A 23,159-nucleotide genomic window follows, 5' to 3' on the forward strand; every position below is an offset into this window, starting at 1 on the left:
TTTGTTCATAATTGTTTATTATAAAGAGTATTTTGATAATTGAAAGAGTTTTCAATTAATTTGTTCAATATTCAGACTTTAGGCGGATACAGTAATAAAGTTTTTCTGTATCTACTGTTTAAAAAACGCTAACAAAAAGAGAACTGAAATTTCTTCAGTTCAGCTTGTAGACAAAAGAATACTTATTCATTTTTTTGTATGCATCTAGGATTTTCCGCAGGAAAGCTAGCGCAGCGATGCAGGAGCATATCTTTGCCCTTCGCCACTTGGTGCTCCGAATCCTTAAGTGAGTGGATGAAAAGGCTTGATCATGTATTTTTATTGTGAAATGGACTAAATAATCTCACTTTGATTAGAGCTGGAACTCTTCAACTGGGCTGGTCCACGAAGACTCCTGTGGGAGCAGCGAAGCGACGAAAGCTGAAGACCCCGCAGGAATAGCATTGGCCGAAGCCTGCGAGGGCAAGCTTTTGCGACGAAGCTAGCGCAGCGATGCAGGAGCATGGATTTTCAGTGACGAGGAGACTGAAGCTGAGCCCACCGGAAAGCGAAGTGGCCAGCTCAGTTGAAGATTATACATCACTATTCAGTTTAATAAGACTTTGTCTACAAGCTGCTGAACTTTCTTCAGTTCTTCTTTTTAGTTAGATAGCTGTCCAGCCACCATCGACTTTAATGGTTTCACCGGTTACAAAATTAGCTAAGTTAGAAGCCAAATATAACACGGCTCCCGAGATATCTGCTGGTTGAGACAAGCCATCCAGTAAAATTCTACTGTCAATCTCTTGTTTGAACGTCTCGTCTTTGAACATATTGACAGTCAACTCGGTTTCGACAAAGGTCGGCGCTACCGCATTGACACGAATTCCTTGCTTTGCCCACTCTACTGCGAGAGCTTTTGTCAGTTGCACGAGACCTCCTTTACTTGAACAATACGCCGCTCGCTTCACATAACCGACAAAGGCCATTTGCGACGCGATATTAATGATTCGTCCACTGTTTTGTTCGAGCATGTATCTAGCTGCTGCTTGACTAGCAAAAAATGCCGTCTTTAAATTCAAGTCGAGTACCGCATCCCAGTCCGCTTCTGTTACTTCCATTGCCGGTTTCGCAATGTTAATACCCGCGTTATTAACCAATACATCAACAGTTCCAAATTCTGACGCAGCTTTATCAATCAGTTTCTGAACTTCCCCGATATCACTCAAATCCCCGGAAACTGCGAGGCATTTCGGATTGTATTCTTGTAGTTCCTTCAAAGACGCTTTGAGAACTTTTGCGTCTCGTCCAGAAATCACCACATTGGCTTTTAGTTTTGCGAAAGTCAACGCAATGTCTTTACCGATTCCTTTGCTGCCCCCTGTGACGATTACTGTTTTGTTTTCAAGTTCAGAAAAATAGGCAGTCATTCTGAGGCACCTGCCTTTAAATCCTTTTTCAAAAAGTGAATTAAGGTCTGTTCTCGTTCTTTATTTAATTTTGCCGAAACATCAGGCTCCCACGAATAAAACCCTTCTCCTGTTTTATCCCCAAGCTTGTTTTCAACTACAAGTGTGGACAGCGTTTCGCCTGATCGCTGATCTGTCGCTAGCTCTTCAAACAAATAGTTAGAGATTGCCGAGAAGACGTCAAGCCCTCCCATATCCGCAGTCATAAGTGGTCCGGTTACGGGTAATCTTCGCCCAATGCTATACGTGACAGCTGCATCAATATCTTCTTTTGAAGCAACTCCAGCATCCAGTAAAGCTTGTGCTTCACGGAACAAGGCATATTGCAGACGATTGCCGATAAATCCTGGAATTTCCTTATGGAGTAAAATTGCTTTTTTGTTCATTTCTTTTAAAACAGCCATTGCTCGCTCAACAGTCTTTTCATCTGTCTGCTCCCCCTTAACTACTTCTACTAAAGGAATAAGATGTCCTGGATTCCAAAAATGCGTTACGACAAAGCGAGCGGGTAGCCGCATCTCTTCAGCCAATAAACTCGGTTTAAATCCTGAGGTGTTGCTGGCAATGATCACGTCATCGCTGATCAACGTTTCCAATCGACTATAAAGTTCTTTTTTCAGCTCCAATACTTCGGGTACAACTTCGATAATGAACGTCGAGTTCAAAATAGCTTTTTCAAAAAAAGTGGTCAATTGAATTCGTTGTCTAATTTCTTCTGCTTGGTCGACAGTAACCAGTTTATTGTCTGTCATGACTTTGAGTTTGTTATGTAATCCTCTATTCGCATTGCTAAGATCTTGTTCATCGATGCCATAAACCGTTACAGTTTCGCCTGCCCATGCTGCCGATAAGGCAATTGAGTGTCCCATCGTTCCTGCTCCGAGAATTGAAATTTTTTCCATCCCTTACACCCCTCTGTCGTTTGACTGTCTCACGCAAACTGCCCAACAAACAAGGAACCGAAAGTTTGTTGGGCAGTTTCATCTTATAATCCAAGTGAGAATAATACAACTGCCAGTGCAGCACCAATGAGTGGCACGACAACGGTTAATGCACCAAATGCAGGATACGCATCTTTATGTGTTTCACCTGCAATTGAGCGAATAGTCGTTACGACATAACCACCCTGCGGCATTGAATCGAGTGAACCTGAAGAAATGGAAACCGTTCTGTGTAAGGCTTCTGGATCGACTCCCATATCTAAATAATGAGGTGCAAGCAGGGGTAAAGCAATCGCTTGTCCACCCGAAGACGAACCTGTCAATCCGGCAATGACCGCCACCGCCAGTGCACCCCCAATTAACGGGCTTCCTGGAATACCCGTCATGACATCAACCGCTGTTTCAAAAGAAGGTGTCGCTTTGACAACTCCACCAAAACCAACCACTGCTGCCGTATTAGCAATTGCGATAACAGCTCCTACTGCACCTTCACTGAAGGCATGCCCAATATTGCGGAAATATTTTCTGTTAAGAAAATAAGTTGTTGCAATACCGCCGCTTAACGCAATAATCAATGCCGAAGTTCCAAGCGAATTGTGGAAAAGAAATGAAATGCCTAGAACGACAACAAGCGGAATCATACTGAGTAAAGGATTTGGTAATTCTGTGCGTTCTTCTGCAGACGGATCGGTTTTCCGAGCGGTAAATCGTTCCCCTTTTACTAACGCTTTGGAAATCATTTTCTTCAACCACCAGTACCCAAAAATCATCATGAATAAGGCTACGATGATACTGACCTCCCACCCTGCATACGGTGTCGTTCCTAAAAATTCAATGGGAATCCAGTTTTGGATTTCAGGCGAACCAGCAGAAGTCATTGTAAAAGTGGTCGATCCAAAAGCAAGCGCCGCTGGGATAAAACGTCTCGGCAAATCAGCTTGTCTAAATAGGCTGAGTGCCATCGGATACACAGAGAAAGCGACAACGAACAAACTGACGCCGCCATAAGTTAAAACCGCACAAGCAAGAACAACAGCTAGAGCCGCACGTTTCATCCCAATTTTGCTAACGATCCATTTTGATACGCTGTCAGCTGCACCACTGTCTTCCATCACTTTACCAAAAATGGCACCGGTCAAGAACATCAAATACCAAGAAGCGATAAAGCCTGTAAAACCGGTCATGTAATTTGTTAAAAAGTTAGCTGCCCCTTCCTCAGCAAGCTGAGGAAACAACGGCAATCCATTTAATAACGCAACAAACAAAGCAGTTAACGGTGCTGCGATCAACAAGTTCATCCCGCGCATCGTCAAAATGATCAATAAAATTAAGCCACCAAACATTCCCAACATGCCAAGCATAAAACAACCTCCCATACCCCTTAGATTAACTTATTTACTGCCGTATCTTCTGACTCTGAGAAGCGCCTGTTCTGCATGTCCTGCGAAGTTTTCAAGCTGGCATAAACGTGCTGCATATTCACCGATATAAGCACTCGCTTCTGGTGTTACTTTCTGATACGTAACGGTTTTGATGAACTTACCTACCCACAATCCACCTGTGTAATGAGCAGCGCCTTTTGTCGGCAATGTATGGTTAGTCCCAATTACTTTGTCGCCATATGCCACATTCGTTTCGGGTCCTAAAAATAAACAGCCATAATTCGTCATATTTTCAAGGAAATAATCAGGATTTTCTGTTAGGATTTCAACATGCTCAAATGCCAAACGGTCTGCTTCAATACGTGCTTCTTCTATTGAATCGACTAGTAAGATTTGGCCGTAATCTTCCCATGAAACGCGTGCAACATCGGCCGTTACTAATGTTTCTAATTGGCGTTCGATTTCTTTAATTGTTTCATTTGCTAGTTCTTCTGAAGTTGTAATCAATGCTCCTGGTGAAGTGGGGCCGTGCTCTCCTTGACCTAGAAGATCTGTCGCCACCATTTCGGCATCCGCTGTATGATCTGCTACCACTAGCGTTTCAGTCGGTCCAGCAAATAAGTCGATTCCAACGCGTCCGTACAATTGACGCTTCGCTTCCGCTACAAAGGCATTTCCCGGCCCGACGATCATATCAACTGATTTAATTGTTTCCGTTCCGATCGCCATCGCTGCCATCGCTTGAATTCCACCAAGTAAATAGATTTCATCTGCTCCAGCAAGTGACATTGCGGCAATTGTCGCGTTTGGAATTTCTCCATTGATTGGCGGTGTGCAAGCGATTACACGTTTAACACCAGCAACTTTTGCTGTTAGCACACTCATATGAGCGGAAGCAACCATTGGATAGCGTCCACCTGGAATATAGCAGCCTACACTGTTCACTGGAATGTTTTTATGTCCAAGAATAACTCCTGGTATATTTTCTACTTCAACGTCATTCATAGAAGCCAGTTGTGCTTCTGCAAAGTCGCGAATATTTTTTTGGGCAAACTTAATATCCTCGATAACATGATCAGGAACAGTGGAAACGATTTCATTTATTTCAGCTTGAGACAAGCGAAAAGATTCTGGCTGCCAATTATCAAATTTACCTGATAGTTCACGCACTGCTTGATCGCCATTTTCTTCAATGGCTAATAATGCCTCCGCCACTATTTGTGAAACTTTCGAATCGTTAGCGCTTACTTCTTCTTGGGATTTTCCTGCTTTCAATACTTTCATCATCATAATTCCTCCAAACCTTTATTTTTGAATACGTATGCAAAAATGAAACTATTTAGAGAATATGCGCATTTTCGATAAATGTCAACACTTATTATGTCGTTTTCCGTTCAATAAATACCCCATCCACTTCTACAGCCTCTGCTGTGCCTGTATAGTCAATCATTTCAGCTAATAAATAAGTCACCGTTTCTTCTACCATTTTTTCAATCGGTTGTTCCCAAGTTGTCAGTTCATAAGCAGGCCAAGAAGACATGCCAATGTTATCAAAGCCAATCACTTTAACTTGTTCTGGAACTTGAATTTCTTTTTTCCGTAAAGCATCCATAACACCTAGCGCCATAATATCATTCGCTACAAAAAAAGCGGATGGCAGTGCCTCTTCTTCCATGATTGCAAGGGTTGTTTTATAGCCACCTTCATATGTATAATCTGATGAATACTTTTTGAAATTCAAATTGTGTTGAGTCACTACTTCGCTAAATCCTTCTTCACGTTCTTGACTAGTCGATGTATTTTCATTGCCCGAAATGTAAGCCATATCTTTCGAGCCTTTAGCGATCAGATATTCTGCTATTGCACGACCTGCACTCAAGTTATTGCAGCAGACCGAATAGAAATTAGAACGGCTCAATTTCCGGTTAAAAAACACCAACGGAATCTGATTTACCCTGAAGCTTTCTGCAACATTTAGCGACATCGTTGCATCTGTGATGACCACTCCAGCAACATTGTAATTCAATAAGGTCTCAATATCTTCAGTTTGAATTTCATCGCTATTCGTATGGACGAATAGAATGCTATAGCCGAATTTTTTAAATGAAGCTGTAAACTGTGTTAAGACTTGAGGATAAAAAGGATTTTGTACGCCTTTCATCACTAAGCCTATAATTTTTGTTCGGTTGGTGATTAAACTTCTGGCAAACTCATTTGGCCGATAGCCCAGTTCTTCTGCTGCAGCCAATACTTTTTGACGTGTTTTTTTAGAAACTTTTGCACCTTCAAAATAGACTCTAGAAACAGACGATTGCGAGACACCTGCAAGCTTTGCAACATCTTTTGCATTGATTGTAGACTTCATTCTTTTCAACCCTTTTCCACTAATATCGAACTCTAGCTTACACTATAACTGCTTTTCTAGCATCCCTTGTGTTTAGTCGCAGTAAAAATTCCTGCAGGCAACAGCAGGAATTTTACTCTTTCATTTGCTCCGTTTTACGATTTTCTAAAACTGAAACTAGCATGAATCCTTTTGTGCTAACTTGGCAATTTTCATTGGTACAAACTTATAAACTGTTACAAGTGAAACGAATCATCGTATAGCGGTTTCATGTGCAAATCGTATTCTTTTTTTACGTCTTCAATGTCGTAAATAGTGCCAGCATGTTCAGCCGTACTCATCTGTTCTACTTGTTCATGAACCAAATCGGCGAAATATTTTCCGCAGGCGACATCATTCGGATATTTTGCCTTTACTTTAGCTACCAGCTCTTCATCGAGTGTTTGGTTGAAAGCATGATACATAGCTGCATTGACGATTGTTAACGATTTTTTAGAAGCATAAGACACCCTATAAAAATTTCCGTAACGATCTTTCAACAAATCTCTTTTCGGAATAATTTCCATAACTTCGCCCTCCTCCAGTTCTATACTGTTCCATACCCGTCAAGTCACTCGAAAAAACTGTAAGTGCGTAAATCCCTTGTTTTTCATTGACAAAAAAAGACCCATTTGCAAGAAGCAAATAGGTCAACTAGTGCAATTCGGTGAACTGACATTCATCCTTTTTTTATAACTATAGCCGCCATAACTGAATCTTTTCAGGTTTTTTCTTTACATCAAGCGCCCCTTTTAGATCAAAGACTATTCCTTGTTGCTCAATCAATAAACTGTCAAACTGCTGCCAACCACTTTCTCTATAAGGCTTGTGCGGAACAGCCAAAATAACTGCATGCGCTGGTTTTAGTTGGTGGTGAGGTGAAAGATGAGACTCGTAGTAGAGAGTGGTGTCTTCAGCGGAAGCATAAGGATCTGCTAATTGTACATCGATGCCGTGTTCTTTTAGTTCCTTGACGATATCGACTACTTTAGAATTGCGTAAATCGGGAACTTCTTCTTGAAAAGAAAGTCCCAAGATCGTCACACGACTGGTTGCGACATTAGTATTCTCCTGATTCATTTTTTTGATTAACGACTGCGCAATAAAACGACCCATTCCGTCATTAATTTTACGTCCTGACACAATCACTTCCGAACGCTGCCCCAAACTTCTTGCTTTGTCCGCTAAATAATGTGAAGCTAGTCCGATTCCCTGTCCACCAACTAAATTTGGCATTGTTTTTAAAAAACCGCGTTTACTTCCTGCCGTTTCTAGCACTTCCTGTGTATCGATGCCCAACTGCTCGCAGATCTTCGCCAATTCGTTGATCAATGCTATATTAACATCTTGTTGAATATTTTCAATCAACTTTGCTGTTTCAGCAACACGAATGGAAGAGGCTTTATGTATACCCCCAGTAACGATACTGCCATAAACCATCGCCAGATATTCTGTGACTTCTTCATTTTGTCCTGCAACTACTTTTTTCATTTTTTTAAAGTTGTTTTTTTTATCTCCTGGAAAAATTCTTGCAGGGGAATACCCGACAAAAAATTCTTTGCCGCTTTCGTACCCAGAATACTTCTCGAGTAATGGAATACACAAGTCTTCAGTCACACCGGGTGCCACAATGGATTCGTAGACGATAACCGCGCCTTTTTTCATATGTTCCCCGACACATTTACTAGCCTTTTTTAAAGCGGATAAATCTGGCAGATGGTCTTTATCCATCGCTGATGGTACGGCTATGATAATAAACCCTGCATCTTTTAAATCTGAAGGGGTCGCCGTAAAAACAATCGTTGCTTTTTCAAATTCCTCACGGCTTACTTCGTTTGTCTTATCTAGTCCAAGCATCAAAGCCTGAATTCTAGCGGTATTCGTATCGTAGCCGGTAACTGGGTATTTATGATTAAACGCAATTGCTACGGGCAATCCGACATACCCCAATCCAACAACTGCTATTTTTAAATTTTGTAACATGATGACGGATATCCCCTTTCTCCTGCCTCTACCATGTGCTCTCGGATTGCCCGTGCCAATTTGTCAAATCTTGCACAGTTCTTATAGTAGAATGTCGAAAAAATAAAACAGCTAGTATAAGACACTTGAAATTTGTTAAAGTAAATTCTCTTTTTCCGTTAGTGAGGTAAGTAAGATGACTTGTCCTTTTGAAGTTAACGCTAGTTTCCATGACACAACATCTTCAACTTTGTTTTGAATATGCAAACTGATGACAAAAGCTTTAAGCCGATCAAAATGTGGAATTTGGCTTCCGCCAAAAACAAAACGTGTCTGTGGATGTTTATCAATTTTCTCAAGCGTATTCAACTTATATGCATGCGATTTTAAATTTCCTTGTTGATCCAAACCACATGAAATCTCACCGAGCTTTTCCACAAATCCATTATCGCTTTCAACCGCCCCAATTTCCAAACTGCCAGATAATAACGATACCGTATTGTTTTCGCAATACGTTACAAGATGAATCGTATTTAAAGCATACGGATAGATTTTATTTAAGAAAGGATGCTGTTCTATCATGTCTCTATCTTGAAAAGGTATGTTGCTTCTCACTAGTTCTTCAAAACTAAATTCATCTCGATATTTTTCTACACCCATCCGAATTCACCCTTTTCCTGTTTTATTATTCTACTGAGCAACAAAAAATTCGCTGCTTAAAAAGCAAAATCTTCAAACGCAATCATTCAGGTACCGGTTAGAAATTCTTTTGTTGTTCGATAATTGAAATAACCAGTTTACGCGCCTCATCTTCAGATGCTGTTTTCAACTGTTTCAACAAACGGGCCATGTCTAGTTGACTAAGCCCTTGTGATTTTTGGAGTACCTTGTAGATAGACTTCCCTTGTAGTTGAAACAAGCTACTTTTACCTATAGCTGTTTTTAGTCCTCCACCATGAAGAATGTGCTGAACTGCGTAACCAGTTTTTGTTTTTTGCTCGAACAGCGGAAAGAAGTTTCCCGGTAGTTGTTCTTTAAAAACATGTGCTGGTAATCGAATGATGACGTACCGTGTCAAACTAGTTGTTGAAATAGTATTTATGATTATTTCAGCCAATCTTTTATTCGCTTCTTTGAGGTTTAACGGCTTTGCTGCGTGCTCAGAAGATACTAACACAAACGCATCAACGTGATAGCGAGTGGCTGCTTCTGCACTATTTTTTGTTCCAAACGCTGAGATGTATACTGCTTTTAATGGCCTTTCTTCAGTGACATCAATTTGCTGTTGACCGTCTGTATGGTAGATTATATCGGGCTTGTATCGTTCGACTGCTTCAAAAAGACGTTTTTTGTCTTGAATATTTAAGATAATGGGGATAATTTCTGTCTGTCTTTTCATCAGTTTTCTTACTTCGTACTCAACCGAATAAATCGATTGCGGTCCATGTCCGAGCAGTAAAATTCGAGCGGGTTGATAGTGAATGAGCTGACGGCTAATTTCTGAACCAATCATTCCTCCCGCTCCGATTACCATCACTATTTTGTCAGTAAGATGAGGTGCTTGGGGTAAGACTACGTGTTCCATTTTTTCTTCCAGGTTTTCAAATCCTACGAGCACAAATGTATGGAAATGGCGAAAGAGGACAAGAACAGGAACGAGACAACGATGAAGATTTCCAAGTAGTTGCTGTTTGCTAATCTTCATTCACTTTCTTCCTTTCCTACAGTTCCATTTGGTCATTCATTATAATTATGGTAATAGTAATTTTCCTTGTTCATCGGGTAATTATTCAACACCACTCCCAAAATTAAGGCTTTTGCGGTTGCTAAAGAATCACGTGCTTTTTCAACGCTTATTTTTTCTGATTTGCCGGTATTAACGACCAGTACCGTGCCGTCGCATCGATTGGCTAAAATTTTAGAATCGGTTACAGAAAGGATTGGCGGTGAATCGAAAAGAATATAATCGTAGGTTTCACGCATCTCTGCGATCAATTCATCCAAAGCATCCGCTTCGAGTAACTCGGCCGGATTTGGTGGGATTTGTCCACTCATAAGTAGGTCTAAATTTGCTATGCCACTCACTTTGACTGATTGCTTCAGGCTTCCTTTTCTCAACAATAAATTGGATAAGCCTGTATTATTGCCGAGTTGAAATGTTCGATATAAAGTTGGACGCCGCATGTCTGCGTCGATCAATAGTACTTTTTTTCCAGTTTCGGCAAAAACGATGGCCATATTTGCAGCCGTTGTCGACTTTCCTTCTTCTTTTGCAGCAGACGTAAATAAAATGACTCTCGAATGCAAATCAGGCGTCGAGAAGTTAATATTTGTTCTTATTGTTCGGTATTGTTCCGCTGCGATGGAATGTGGATTAGTACGAGCCACCAATTTTCGCGGCATTAACCTTTTTGTCTTGTTCGCTGTCCGCATAATGATCCTTCTCCAATCTAGTTGTTAGATTTAACGGCTTTTCCATCTTTAAATTACTGTCTACTTGACTAACGACCCCCAAAATCTGAAGTCCAGCCATTTCTTCGATGTCTTCTTCCGAGCGCACTGTCGTGTTTAACTGCTCCAAAATTAGTGTGATGCCGACGCCAAAAGCCAAACCAACAATTGCACCAATCACCATATTGAAAATCGGATCGGGACGAATTGGATTAGGATTTGCAGTAGTTTCAGCTGCAGCTAAGATGCTGACATTATCCACTTTCATCATTCGCTGAATTTCCTCTTGGAAAACCTGTGCAGTCGTATTAGCAACCAGTACCGCTCCTTTCATAGAAGAATCTTCAACCGATAAAGTTACTACTTGTGAGCTTTCAATATTGTTGACAGTTATCCGATTGGTCAATGATTGAACCGTTTCGTCCAACTGTAATTTTTCAATTACAGTTGTTAAAATCGCAGGACTTTTAATAATGACGTTATACGTCCCGATTAATTGCAAGTTCGTATCAATATCCAAACTAGTAAAGTCCTGATTAATGGCGGTATTTTGATTGATCAAAATTTGAGTTGTCGCCTTATAAACCGGCTTTATAAGGGTATAACTTGCTACTGCACTAAAGACAACGAACGCAAGCGTAACAAAAATGATTAACGCCTTTCTCTTTTGCATCGCTTTCAGGAATTTATTCAGATTGAATGTACTCTCCATAATTAAATCCTCCTATGGTCTATCCTTTGTGCTTCTTATTTTGAAGTGACTAGGTTAAATAGACGTTAAATAATCTAAAAATTTAGAAAACAAATTATTCGTAGTTCTTACTACTTATTTTATTTTTTCAATAAAAAAAGGATGCAGTCAAAAAATCATAAACAATGACTTTTCGGCTACAACCTTGTTGAATTTGAAAAATACAAAGATGTTCTATTTCTATCAAAAGCAACTGGTCATTCCAAAACTTTACCTCCAGAGTCTTGACAAGTTCTGTATTCTCGCCCGCGATTTTAAGAAAACAGACGGAGAAAAAGAGTTTCTTTTTCTCCGTCTGTTTTCTGTTAGAGGCTTATGGGACAGACCCGCTTACGCTAGTATAAATTTATAGCCAAAACCTCGTACGGTTTGGATATAAATTGGATTGGCTGGGTCTTGCTCAATTTTTTTCCGTAATTTACTAATGTGTACTTTGACTGTTTGGACATCTCCTTCAGAATAATAGCCCCACACTTGATCGTATAGTTGTTCAGCGGTCCAAACTCGGTTGGGAGTCTGCGCGAGCAACAACAATAATTGAAATTCTTTATGATACAGTTTGACCTGCGTTCCTGCAACGTACAGTTCTCGGGCATCCACATGAATATGCAGGTCGTTATACTTCAAAATCGTTAACTGTTCTTGTTCACCGCTCCTCCAACCGTTTCGTCGAAGAATTGCACGAATCCGAGCTTCTAACTCATTAAAATCAAAGGGTTTGGTAATGTAATCATCGCCCCCTACTTCAAGTCCTTGAATTTTATAAACCAACTCTTTTCGGTAACTAACGAACAAAATTGGCAAAGTGGTTTTTAATCGGATTTTTTTGCATACTTCCAGTCCATTCATACCAGGCATTTCTACGTCCAACAAAATGAGATTTGGCTTTTCTTTTTCTAATAATGTTAAAGCTTGATAGCCATCTTCAGCTTGGATAACACCATATCCTTTTTTTAGCAGAAACAACCGCATCAGTTCGCGGATGCCTTCATCATCCTCAACAATTAACACAGTCGCAACATTCATCTGTTTTCCTCCCATCCTTACTGAAAAGTTAGCGGCAATACAATGACGAAAACGCTTCCTTGTCCTTCTATACTATCCGCCCATATTTGTCCTTTATGCGCTAATACAATTTCTTTGGCGATTGCCAATCCAAGTCCACTTCCTTTGTAGCTAGCAGAACGATTGATTTTGTAAAAACGGTCGAAAATATAGGGCAAGGCCTCTTTCTTGATCCCACTTCCATTATCAGCAATGCGAACCACCAGTTCTCCATCAGACTCCTCGTCTAATAATGCATTGTCGTTGTTATTGGCGACGATTTCCATAGATAACGTAATTTTGCCTTCTTCTGGAGAAGTATGCTTAACAGAATTCCATAAAATATTGGAAATTACTTGATCAAGACGATCTAAATCAATTACTAACAGCGAGTGACTAATATTATCGGGATTTTTTGTACCGAAAAATTCGAAAACACGGCCACTTTGAGTAACATCAGAAGCCATTGATTCTGCAAGCCTTGCGATCCACACGAGCGAATCTTTTTCCAAGAAACGCAGAGTCATATGTCCAGACTTGTATTTAGTCAACTCTACAAGATCTTCTGTGAGTCGTTCCAGCAGTAGTAGTTTTTTATGAATCATATCCAGATAGCGTGGGTTGTTTTCTTCGATTAAACTTTCTTTCACTGCTTGTATATAACTATGGATTAGCGTGATTGGTGTACCTAACTCATGTGAAATTGCTGACAACATTTCATTTCGAGACTTTTCAATTTCTTGAATTTCATCGTTCACTGTCAGTAGATTCATATTGGTAATTTCAAGTGCCATTGTTCGTTCATTCACATTGCGTTCAAGAAAGTAGTTCAGATTCGTAATTTCTTGAGTCAAGCTGCGCATATTTGCCAAGGTCTTAACACGCAATAAAAACTCTTCTTTATCACAAGGCTTTAGCAAATAGTCATTGACCCCTGCTGTAAAAGCATCTTTTTTCTCTTGAAGACTGTCTGCATCCGATAACATCAAAATCGGCATTTCTGTTAATGTATACTCCAAGCGTATAAGTTTGCATAATTCATCGCTTGTCATGTCCGTTAAACTACCATCCATCACAATCAAATCTATTGATTGATGCGACAACAAATGCAGCGCTGCTTTGCCATCCTCTACACCGACTGCTTGATAGTTTGCTGATATCAGTTGCCGCAATAAAACAAGCCGATTGATTTCGTCTGTTTCAATCACCAGAACGTGCAGATTTTTTTTAGTAGGACGCTGCTTTAACAAGGAATCTGCTAACTGCGAAGCGGTCAATTCTTTCGTCTGATTTCTAGAGTCTCCTAGCAACGGAGCATTAGATGCATCCGTGCAAATGGGTAAAGTAACAATGAAAAGAGAGCCACTTTCTTTTAAAGACTCAAGTTTCAACGTCCCCCCTTGAAGTTCAATTAGATTTTTAGTGATTTTCAAATCCATCCCATGATTTCTCAACGGTTTTTCTTGCGGAATATTCCATTCAAAAAAAATTGGGATTTTCTTTTCCTCTATACTATTTCCTGTATCTTTTACTGAAATTTCTAAATCTCCTTCAAAAATCCTCGCCGATAGCACGATTTCACCTACACGGGTATGCTCAATAGAATTGTTGACAAGGTTACTCAAAATTTGTCGCAGTCGATCAGGATCTGCACATGGTTTTGGCAACGAGGCTGGTACTGTGTGATAAAGCTTGACGGCTTCATTTTTTAAAAGTGGCTTATAAATTGCGATCACATTCGTGCAAAGTTCATCAAGCGCAATCGCTGTCGTATGGCGCTGTAAAGAAGACGGCTTCTGTTTTGAAAAATCGACAACATCATTGATCAAATGTGCCATATTTTTGCTACTGGTCACCAGTTCATCCAATTGGGTTATCATCTGAGGAGACATTTTACCACTAGCAGATTGTTGAAGTGATTCTGCAATGCCAATCACACCATAAAGTGGTGTTCGCAAGCCATTTGATGCAAACGCCAGTAACTCATCTTTTCTTTTGTTGTCATTTTTTAGCGTTGTGACTTTCAGCAGTTGACGGTCATTCGCTTGACGTTCCAACTGTTGTGTTTTTTCAAGCTTCATTTTTTCTTTTTTCAGCAACGCTTTAGCAGCAAGTAAGAGTATGCTCCAACTGATAACGTACACGGCGTATTGAACAGTTTCGATATAGGGTAAAACCCCCGTAGCCGTTAAAAAGGAAATGGTGAGGATGGCTATCGATACGAACAAGGCGGCAGTGTATGGAGCAGCATAAGAAATTCCTTTTTGCCAAGCGGAAAAAGCAAGAACACACGTTAAGACGATTGTTAGAGCAGAAGATGCAAAGCTGAACAGGCTTGTTAGTGAATAAGAAAAGAAAGAAACCATCACTGAAAACAAGACACACGCTACCATCCACTTAATAACCATAGAAAGCCAGTGTATGTTGAGAACACCTGACAACAATTCTTTAAGGATAAAGAACGTCATTAAACTCGCTGCACCACAAGCTACTAGTATCGTTTGATTACTTCCCCATTTAAAATCCGGCCAAATATAAGTGAAATTTAAACCTGTCCATTCAGCAGCGGTAAACAGTAACGAAACCGCCAAAATTAATAAATAAAGAAAATTTTTCTGACGATACTTAAAAAATGAGTAGATGCACCAGCCAAAAAACAACAGGCTTATTCCACTTACTAGTCCAATCATCGCCGTCATTTGCTGGGATTTAGCATCATATGCTGCGTGTTCCCAAACAGTCACAGGAAAGTATAGGACTCCTTGTGACTCAATTTTCATAAAGAATGTATTCTCACCTTTATTTAGAAGAGGCAACTTGAAAACCGGAGAGCGGCTTGAATAAAGTTTTTTCGAATCTGACATTGTTTCTCCAAATTCCGTAATCGAAAATCCCCCAGAAGGTTCTGGTGAATAAAGAATGACATGATCGAGAAAAGGATTTGCAAGTTCAAGAAGCCATTCTTCAGTTTCTGCATGATTTTCAATCGTAAACTTTACCCAATAAACATCAGATGAAAATCCCATATTCGGAATTCCATTTTCATTTAAACTAAATTTCCAACTGTATGGTGGAGACTGCAGGTCACTAATTTTAAGCGTACCTTCTACATCTTCAAGAATCTGAAGATTTTTTGAAAGCGTCTTTTTCTTATCCTCTTCACTTAACAACACTACTTTTTCGCTGTCATTCGTACTAGCAATTTTTTCAGTATTGCTCAAAAAAAAGAACGCCAAGAAAATGCAACACACTTTCACACTAATAGAAGTTTTTTGGTAGAAATTGTTCATTTTCTCACCTCAACTGATCAAATAAGTAGGGAATTATAAGAGAATATTAAAATATAGCGATAGTCTAGAGTACATATTATTATTAAATACTTCCAAAAAATATAACCATTAAAGGTCTATATAATTACTTAGAGAACCATTTTTTGTATTTTAATCAGGATTTATGGTTTGACAAAAGCATACCATTTTTTAAATTGAAAGCATACTTATTTTATTTCTGAAAATTCAAATACCACATATACGATTTATTACGATAAATCGTCGGTTTGTTTCTGAACACAAAAAAACACGAGCTGCATTTGCTCATGTTGGACTTACGAAAAACGAATTTTTTTCCAGTTGCTTGGCTTTGTACATCGCCATATCTGCACGCTTCATAATAGTAGAAATGGAAGTTTTCTCAGTTGGTGCTAATGCAACACCCATACTAATCGTGATGTACAATGATAACTCTTGCACATTGATTGGTTCTTTCGTGATACGGTAAATAGCATCTGTAACTTCTGATACTTTTTCCTTATCGGCTGCATCCGTCAGTAAGACGATAAATTCGTCTCCCCCTAAACGGGCAGCCATATTTTCTCCAACCATACAACGGTTCAAGCGATAACCGAACTCTTGAATAACCGCATCACCAATTTCATGTCCCCACTGATCATTAATGTCCTTAAAATCATCAATATCAATAAGTAGAATAGCTAAGTTTCTTTGGCTTGTGTCATTCTGTTCCAACTTTTCAGTTGCATACGCTTGAAAATAACGTCGGTTTGGTAACTCGGTTAACGAATCAAAATAAGCAAAATGATGAAGTTGACTTTCATATTCTTTTTGAATCGAAATATCTCTTGCAACCATAACCATCCGGTTAAATTTTTGATCTTCTCCAAAAACCGGCATTCCACTGACTTCTGTCCAAATCCAGCCTCTACTTTTATGCAAAAGACGAATTTGTAATTGAAACGTAGAACCTTCTTTTGCTGCTTGATTAAAGGCTTGTTCAGCAACTGACGTATCTTCAGGATGAACATTATAAAATGGTTTTTTTCCAATAATACCTTCTGCTCTAAAGCCAAAAATATTTTCACATGACGGCGACATATAGAGGTATTGTTTGTCTTGGTCCATTAATATAATGACATCGTGGACATTTTCCGCAATGATTCGGAAATTCTCTTCTCCAGCTTCATAGAGACCTGAAATTTTGTCCAACTCTGTCATATCTTTGACAATCATATAAAATCCCGGGATGTTGTTTTTCACACTTATTGGAATAAACTTCACTAAGCAAGCAATCGATTTACCTGACTTATTGGAGATGCTAAAACGCCAATCTTTATTGTCACCTAAAATGGACAAGTGAAAATAGTTTTTTGCCCGTTCTACATCCTCCGTAATAACAAAGTCAAAAAAGCTTTTACCTGCTAATTCTTTCATAGCGCATCCACTGAGTATGCTGCCTGAGGAATTGCCTCCTGTAATATGTCCGTTAAAATCAACGGTGAAAATAGCATCTGCGTTATTATCAAAGAGGGACCGATATCGTGCGTTGCTTTCTTCTAGGCGTTCACGAATTCCTTCACTTTCTAGTTTGGCTATTTTCTCATTCGTTATATCTTTGACTAAGCTAACAATATGGGTACATATACCTTTTTCATCTAAAAAAGGTGTCATAACAGTTTTTGAATACAGCAACTTATTTCGGTTACAATAAAATGAATCTTCATAGCTTATACTTTGAGTTGTTTGAACGACTTCATTGTATCTTTCAGTTAAAAATGTTGTCATTGATGTGGAATGGACTTCGTTTAACTTCTTGCCAACTGAAGCAGAAACTAGTGAAGTCCTCTCTATTACTGCATTATTAAGGAAATCATACGTAAAAGAATTCGCTCCATCAACTCTTACAACAAACACCATTTCTTTAATTCCCTCCATTAATACGCGCGCAAAAGACAATGAAGCTACTTTGCTTTCCATCTCTGCTCCCCCACTCCTTGAGAATACATATGTTCTTTTCAAAACTCTTTTTATAGTGTATCAGAGATGAAATTAGATTGAAGCTTTATACCTAAATAAAAAAATACTTTTCCTACAAAAGTTTTATTTAATTGATACAAATAATCCTTTTTTACAAACAAAGCTTCGAATTTCTTGCTATTCTTACGTACTTTTTTGCTTACAAGCCCGTCTATTATTGGCTAAAAAATAGCAAAAGCATCGTGTCGCAACTATTTTTACCATTGACTTCAACTATTGTATATACTAAATCTAAAAGGAGAATACTATGTGCCTGATCAACCTCCAATTTCGAAATCATCCAACTTACAAATTAATTATTGCTGCTAATCGAGATGAATTTTATAGTCGTCCTACTGCAGCTGCTCATTTTTGGGAAGATGAGCCCCATATACTAGCCGGTCGTGACTTGACACAAATGGGTACGTGGTTAGGTGTCACAAAGCAAGGACGCATTGCTGCATTAACAAATTTTCGCGATCCCACTAATATAGAAGCAGCTACTTTTTCTAGAGGAGCCGTCGTCAAAAATTTTTTAGCAGCTTCAACTTCCCCTAAAGACTATTTACGATCAATCAATCCGAAAGACTATGCGGGTTTTAATCTGATTGTAGGAGATGTTGAACAATTGATGTACTATAACAATATTCAAAATAAATCTTACGAAGTTCCCCTGGGTACTCATGGACTCAGCAATCACTTTTTGAACACGCCTTGGCCAAAAGTGTCGAAAGGAAAAGAAAGTCTCACTTCTTATATGGCGCGTACTTCTACAGTTGACTTGGAAGAAATTTTTGCGATACTTTCAGATGCTGAACAAGCACACGACGCTCATCTTCCCACTACCGGTGTTAGCTTGGACTTAGAACGAATGCTGTCTCCGATATTTATTAAAACTCCTGAATACGGCACTCGTTCTTCAACAATCGTCTTAATAACGCATGACAACACCCTTACATTTGCTGAACGAAATTATGAAAATGGCCAGTTTAAAGAGGATCGTCTTTTCAATTTCAAGATAAAGTAAAAAGAGAAAAAGCGCCCTCTGAATCCATTTGGGTGCTCCCTCTCTTTTTTGTAGCATCTATTCAAAATCAATTTACATTCTGTTGAAACTTGCGGCATTTTACGTCAATTCTTTGTATAGATAATAGTGAGTATACCCTTTAGGGAAATCTTCGAGTTTCCCCATCTCTTTAAATCCTAATCTTTTGTAGAATGCTGGTGCTTGGAAACTGAATGTTTCTAACCGAATAAGACGACAATCTTTTTTGCGTGCATAATCCTCAGCTTCTTGAATTAGTTGTTGCCCTTTTCCTAAACCACGCAGTGACTCGTCGACCCACAATATATCAACGAAAAAGCATTCCCAATCTATATGTCCAACGAGTCCACCCAGAATGTTTTCTTCTTCATCTTTTAACATAAAATTGACTTTCTCTTCTTCCGTGTAATCAATTAAATTCTTATTGTGCGTAATTAATTTGTATTTCATAAAATACGTATCTTCTTCTTGATAGCCTGTATGTAGCGTTAAATGAGTCATTTGAGTCACCTCTTCTTTAGATTTCCTTGGTATTATTATACTATAGAAAATTCTGGTTTTACAACGCCGTTACGAAGTCGAGTTACTCCCTCAAAATTCGCACACAGCTTTTTCAATTTCGAGGCATGTGCGCTATGCTGGAAGGGTATACGTATAGCAAGGAGCTGAACAACATGAGATTAGGTTATGCCTGTATGAACACTGAATTGAAAACCGTATTTAGAACTTTACGTGTCGCGACTGCAGAGGCAGAAGGCACGGGCAAAATAAAGGAATTGACGATAAAAAATTTCGAGACAACACTGGAAATTCTTCGCTGGAATTTAAAAAACGATATTTACTTTTACCGAGCTTCTAGTTCGATCGTTCCGCTGTCCACTCACCCTATAAATGATTGGAACTGGTGGGAAGATCCAGAAGTGCTGGCCATTACAGATGAAATCCGCTTGTTTGTTAACACACATAACATGAGAGTCTCTGTACACCCTGGTCAATATACCGTCATCAATTCACCTAAACCTGAAGTTGTTCGCAAATCGATAGAAGATCTTGAGTATCATGACCAATTGATTCAATTGCTCGGTGGATCTGATATCATCCTTCATACCGGTGGTGCTTATGGAGATAAAGACGTAGCTAAACAGCGTTTCGCTGCTGTCTATTTGTCGCTGTCTCCTAGCATTCGGAAGTGGTTACGCTTGGAAAATGATGATAAAACCTTTACCGTTAGAGACGTTTTAGACGTCCACAGCATGTGTGGCGTTCCTGTATGCTTTGATATCCATCATCATAATTGCAATAACGACGGTGAGCCCGTTGATTTTTCTGAAATTCTAAAAACGTGGCAAGGTTTTGGCACACCGAAAGTTCATATTAGTACAGGCAAAGAAGGATTTACAGATTTACGCCATCACGAATTGGTTTCTGAATCCGATTTCCAACAATTAATAAGGCAATTAAACGGCATCGATGCTGATATCATGTTCGAAGCTAAACTGAAAGAGCAGTCTGTTCTGCCATTCGTGCGTCAATTAATGAACAACTAAAACAGCAGCTTATTTACAGGCTGCTGTTTACACTGTAGACAAACTTAAAGAATAAGTAGTCGTTTCATCTTAGGTATACAGGATTCTGCACTCCATGCGGACGCTTTCCGCGAAGCGCTGAGCCTCCTCGTCGCAAACTCCTGCGGGGTCTCATCACTTCGTTCTTCCGCAGGAGTCGCCGCATTGCGCTCCGAATCCTTGAGAGAGTACTGATGAAAAGTAGATTTGTTGGGTACTTTTGCTGATTTGAGCCACCTGCTGACAACCCGTATGGCCACGCAGACTCCTGTGGAAGCAGCAAAGCGACGAAGGCTGCAAGTCCCGTTAGTAACGAGGAAACTGAAGCTGAGCCCATGGAAAGCGAAGTGGCCAGCCCAGTTGGAGATTGTACATCACTATTCAGTTTAATAAGACTTTGTCTACAATCTGAACAGCAGCCTATATACAGGCTGCTGTTTTATTTACTTTTCGTTGTAGCAAGATTTGCAAATTCCAAAGTAAATTCGGTACCTTTTCCTTTTTCAGAGTCTACTAAAATTTGACCCTCCATTTGACTGATGATGCTATAAGTCACCATCATTCCGAGTCCGGTTCCTTTAAGTTTACTAGAGAAGTAAGGTTCCCCTAAACGTCTGACTTGTTCTTTTGTCATACCCACTCCTGTATCGGTTACCCGAATCCATACTTTTGTTGGAGACGATTTGACGGTAAGGACTAGCTTGCCGCCTTCTGGCATCGCTTCAATACCGTTTCGGATAATGTTGACTAGTGCTTGTTGGAATTTATAACGATCGATTAGAATTTCAGCACTTTCGTCCAGTTCATCTGTATGCATTTCTACATCTTTTCCATTTGCATAAGGCACCATAATTTTCAGCACATGACTGACTTCTGAAGCGACAATGATTGGTTCAAGCTGACCATACGTAGGCTTAGCGTATACTAAATAATCCTCGATTAACTCTTCCGCTGCATCGATTTCTCTCAAAATCGTTTGATGAAATTCTATCTGTCTTTCGCGACTGTACTCATATTCCTTCATTAACTGAACAAACCCTTTAATACTTTGCAAAGGATTTCTCAATTCGTGCGAGACGGCTGCTGCAAAATGGCTAACTGTTTCCATTTTTTCGTGTTTCAGAAAAGCTTCATACATGTATTCTTGTCGCTGCATATGTTCAATCATTAAAGCCGTTAACGCAATAATGGTACTTTGATTGATCATTAACATAATCCAAATACCCACAATATCGTGAATCGGATTTCCAAAGAAAAAAGCACCTGCGAACAAATTGAAAAGGAGTGAAGTAATTGAAATGCTAAATATCAACATAATTTTTCGAGAACGATTGATGCGCATATAGAGCGGTCGCAAAAATGGTACTCCTACCGCAATGACAAATTGATTCAAAAGAGCGATGTACATTCCGTCTCCACCAATAATAATCCGACTGATCGAAGCCACAAGGAACAAAATGGCTGAAACCAATGGACCTCCGTATAGGGCTCCAACGATCATTGGAACTTGGCGCAAGTCAAAAATATAGCCATCGGTTATAAACTGATAAGGAAACAGCATACACAGTACAAGCGATACTGAAAAAAGGACAGTCATTATAAAGCGATGACTAACAAAGAAATTTCGTTGGCCTGCTGTCGCCAACATTTGATAAACGATGAGTGGAAACACAATAAAAAAGATATTATTAATCATACCCGTCATCATTGCTTCCAAGAAAGTCACCCCTTTTTTAGTCCTGCGCTATTCACCGCGCCACTCATTTTTGTAAGGTTTAATCCTTTTCTGTCACTTCTTTCATAGGGTCATTTCCATTAATGTTACCACTTTTTATGTCTTAAATGGATGGTCTATTGCATCTCTCACCTTTTTCAATAGTCGTTCGCGTCTCTTTTTCATCCCAGCAAGTGAAATACCTTGTTGATCAGCTAAATAAGAAAGACTGTATCCTCTCACAAAAAGTGCCTCTAGCAACCATTTTTCTTTTGCGTCTAATTTGTTTAGTATTAACCATTCCGGCAAAGTTTCCATCTCTTCTTCTATGCCTTCTTCTATTAAAATACTTTCTAGTAGAGAGAGTTGATTTGTTCTCTTCGTTTCTCTTTTTAATTCATCAAGCATTGCTCCTCTAATACTACGATAAGCAAAAGGAGTGAAATGTCCTTTTCCCTCTTCAAAGCGTTGCCATGCTTGCCACAATGCGATATTGCCAAGTTGTTTAAAGGTATCGTAGTCACGATGAATATGAAGTTTGCGAATCATCGCAGAAATCATAGGGGCATACTGTACAGCAACTTCTTCAAAGTTTTTCATTGTTTTGTCCTTCTGAACGTTCGTTAATTCCCGGGTCTGTTCAGAATAAAATAAAAAAATAATTGTAGCCAGTTGGCCACCAAACGGTTTCCTTCACTTAAATTCCCTCTTTACACATCACAAATAAATTATTCATTTTATCTAATTGTAAAAATAGTATATATTTTCAAAAAATATTTATTTTAAAAGTTATAAGTGGTAGAATTTTCATGTATTGTGAAAGGAGAGCTTGAAATAATGGAGACGTATGATAATCATTTGATTGGTTGAGCAGTATTGTTTGAATCAAATTATTTTAATAAGGAAGGAAAAAAGGCTGGAATTGTGCCTAAAAATGGTCTATTCTATTCCAATCATTCGGTTCAGATCTTGATTGATAGTTATGCATGAGGGTCGTGTAAAAGCAACAAGACTTCATACAAAAAATAACACTTCTCATCTCTAAAGACCGATTGGCCGCATATCCCCCAAAATCATCTAGTAATCCAGATTGCGTATGCTGTTTGATGAATAAAAGATCTTGGTAGAAATTGATGTCTCTACTCGTATCCTCCAAAAGCAACGAAG

At 39.2% G+C, this 23,159-nt stretch carries 19 protein-coding genes; 2 read left to right on the forward strand and 17 right to left on the reverse strand.

Features of this window, described 5'->3' with window-relative positions; all coding sequences use genetic code 11:
- Positions 1–644: 644 nt before the first annotated feature.
- The 14 genes from FQ085_RS02570 to FQ085_RS02635 all read right to left on the reverse strand — a co-directional run bounded on the left by FQ085_RS02570 (position 645) and on the right by FQ085_RS02635 (position 17,629).
- On the reverse strand, positions 645–1,409 hold the full coding sequence (locus FQ085_RS02570) for an SDR family NAD(P)-dependent oxidoreductase (RefSeq protein WP_149455819.1): 765 nt from the start codon (positions 1,407–1,409) through the stop codon (positions 645–647).
- Positions 1,406–2,350 carry a 3-hydroxyacyl-CoA dehydrogenase family protein gene (locus FQ085_RS02575; RefSeq protein ID WP_149455820.1) on the reverse strand — a complete coding sequence of 315 codons (945 nt, stop codon included), beginning with the start codon at positions 2,348–2,350 and terminating at the stop codon, positions 1,406–1,408. Before FQ085_RS02575 ends, FQ085_RS02570 begins: the two co-directional genes overlap by 4 nt.
- An 83-nt stretch (positions 2,351–2,433) precedes the next feature.
- Positions 2,434–3,750: a GntP family permease gene (locus FQ085_RS02580; protein WP_149455821.1), complete on the reverse strand. Its 1,317-nt coding sequence runs from the start codon at positions 3,748–3,750 to the stop codon at positions 2,434–2,436.
- 30 nt (positions 3,751–3,780) lie between these two features.
- On the reverse strand, positions 3,781–5,058 hold the full coding sequence (hisD, locus tag FQ085_RS02585) for a histidinol dehydrogenase (protein ID WP_149455822.1): 1,278 nt from the start codon (positions 5,056–5,058) through the stop codon (positions 3,781–3,783).
- 91 nt (positions 5,059–5,149) lie between these two features.
- Positions 5,150–6,136 (reverse strand): LacI family DNA-binding transcriptional regulator, encoded by a 987-nt coding sequence (locus FQ085_RS02590; RefSeq protein ID WP_149455823.1) that lies wholly within the window; start codon positions 6,134–6,136, stop codon positions 5,150–5,152.
- A 215-nt stretch (positions 6,137–6,351) separates the two neighbouring features.
- A complete protein-coding gene (locus FQ085_RS02595; protein ID WP_058384652.1) occupies positions 6,352–6,681 on the reverse strand; it encodes a hypothetical protein in 330 nt (109 codons plus the stop codon).
- 169 nt (positions 6,682–6,850) lie between these two features.
- Entirely contained in the window at positions 6,851–8,137 is a 1,287-nt protein-coding gene (locus FQ085_RS02600; RefSeq protein ID WP_149455824.1) for a nucleotide sugar dehydrogenase, read from the reverse strand.
- 135 nt (positions 8,138–8,272) lie between these two features.
- Positions 8,273–8,776 carry a sugar-transfer associated ATP-grasp domain-containing protein gene (locus tag FQ085_RS02605; RefSeq protein WP_149455825.1) on the reverse strand — a complete coding sequence of 168 codons (504 nt, stop codon included), beginning with the start codon at positions 8,774–8,776 and terminating at the stop codon, positions 8,273–8,275.
- Positions 8,777–8,873: 97 nt separating this feature from the next.
- The gene (locus tag FQ085_RS02610) at positions 8,874–9,821 is read right to left on the reverse strand and encodes a polysaccharide biosynthesis protein (protein WP_149455826.1); all 948 of its coding nucleotides are present in this window, start codon (positions 9,819–9,821) and stop codon (positions 8,874–8,876) included.
- 32 nt (positions 9,822–9,853) lie between these two features.
- Complete coding sequence (locus FQ085_RS02615) at positions 9,854–10,549, reverse strand: CpsD/CapB family tyrosine-protein kinase (protein ID WP_058384648.1); 696 nt, start codon at positions 10,547–10,549, stop codon at positions 9,854–9,856.
- On the reverse strand, positions 10,491–11,279 hold the full coding sequence (locus tag FQ085_RS02620) for a YveK family protein (protein ID WP_149455827.1): 789 nt from the start codon (positions 11,277–11,279) through the stop codon (positions 10,491–10,493). The genes FQ085_RS02615 and FQ085_RS02620 overlap by 59 nt, the downstream gene beginning before the upstream one ends.
- Positions 11,280–11,648: 369 nt before the next feature.
- Positions 11,649–12,344 (reverse strand): response regulator transcription factor, encoded by a 696-nt coding sequence (locus FQ085_RS02625; RefSeq protein WP_149455828.1) that lies wholly within the window; start codon positions 12,342–12,344, stop codon positions 11,649–11,651.
- 17 nt (positions 12,345–12,361) lie between these two features.
- A complete protein-coding gene (locus FQ085_RS02630) occupies positions 12,362–15,583 on the reverse strand; it encodes an ATP-binding protein (RefSeq protein WP_262499739.1) in 3,222 nt (1,073 codons plus the stop codon).
- Between the two features lie 372 nt (positions 15,584–15,955).
- The gene (locus FQ085_RS02635; RefSeq protein ID WP_149455830.1) at positions 15,956–17,629 is read right to left on the reverse strand and encodes a sensor domain-containing protein; all 1,674 of its coding nucleotides are present in this window, start codon (positions 17,627–17,629) and stop codon (positions 15,956–15,958) included.
- A gap of 307 nt (positions 17,630–17,936) precedes the next feature.
- Between FQ085_RS02635 and FQ085_RS02640 the strand changes: the two genes are divergently transcribed.
- On the forward strand, positions 17,937–18,695 hold the full coding sequence (locus FQ085_RS02640) for an NRDE family protein (RefSeq protein ID WP_149455831.1): 759 nt from the start codon (positions 17,937–17,939) through the stop codon (positions 18,693–18,695).
- A gap of 99 nt (positions 18,696–18,794) precedes the next feature.
- Here FQ085_RS02640 and FQ085_RS02645 read toward each other — a convergent pair whose 3' ends face one another.
- The gene (locus FQ085_RS02645; protein ID WP_058384642.1) at positions 18,795–19,214 is read right to left on the reverse strand and encodes a GNAT family N-acetyltransferase; all 420 of its coding nucleotides are present in this window, start codon (positions 19,212–19,214) and stop codon (positions 18,795–18,797) included.
- Between the two features lie 173 nt (positions 19,215–19,387).
- Between FQ085_RS02645 and uvsE the strand changes: the two genes are divergently transcribed.
- On the forward strand, positions 19,388–20,260 hold the full coding sequence (gene uvsE / locus FQ085_RS02650; protein WP_149455832.1) for a UV DNA damage repair endonuclease UvsE: 873 nt from the start codon (positions 19,388–19,390) through the stop codon (positions 20,258–20,260).
- A 457-nt stretch (positions 20,261–20,717) separates the two neighbouring features.
- Here the strand turns inward: uvsE and FQ085_RS02660 are convergent, their stop codons facing one another.
- Together FQ085_RS02660 and FQ085_RS02665 are read right to left on the reverse strand one after the other, a co-directional pair.
- Positions 20,718–21,986: an ATP-binding protein gene (locus tag FQ085_RS02660; protein ID WP_262499760.1), complete on the reverse strand. Its 1,269-nt coding sequence runs from the start codon at positions 21,984–21,986 to the stop codon at positions 20,718–20,720.
- A 123-nt stretch (positions 21,987–22,109) separates the two neighbouring features.
- On the reverse strand, positions 22,110–22,592 hold the full coding sequence (locus FQ085_RS02665; protein ID WP_071153869.1) for a sigma-70 family RNA polymerase sigma factor: 483 nt from the start codon (positions 22,590–22,592) through the stop codon (positions 22,110–22,112).
- Positions 22,593–23,159 lie beyond the last annotated feature (567 nt).

It is taken from the genome of Planococcus sp. ANT_H30 (genome assembly GCF_008369335.1).
GTDB lineage: Bacteria > Bacillota > Bacilli > Bacillales_A > Planococcaceae > Planococcus > Planococcus kocurii.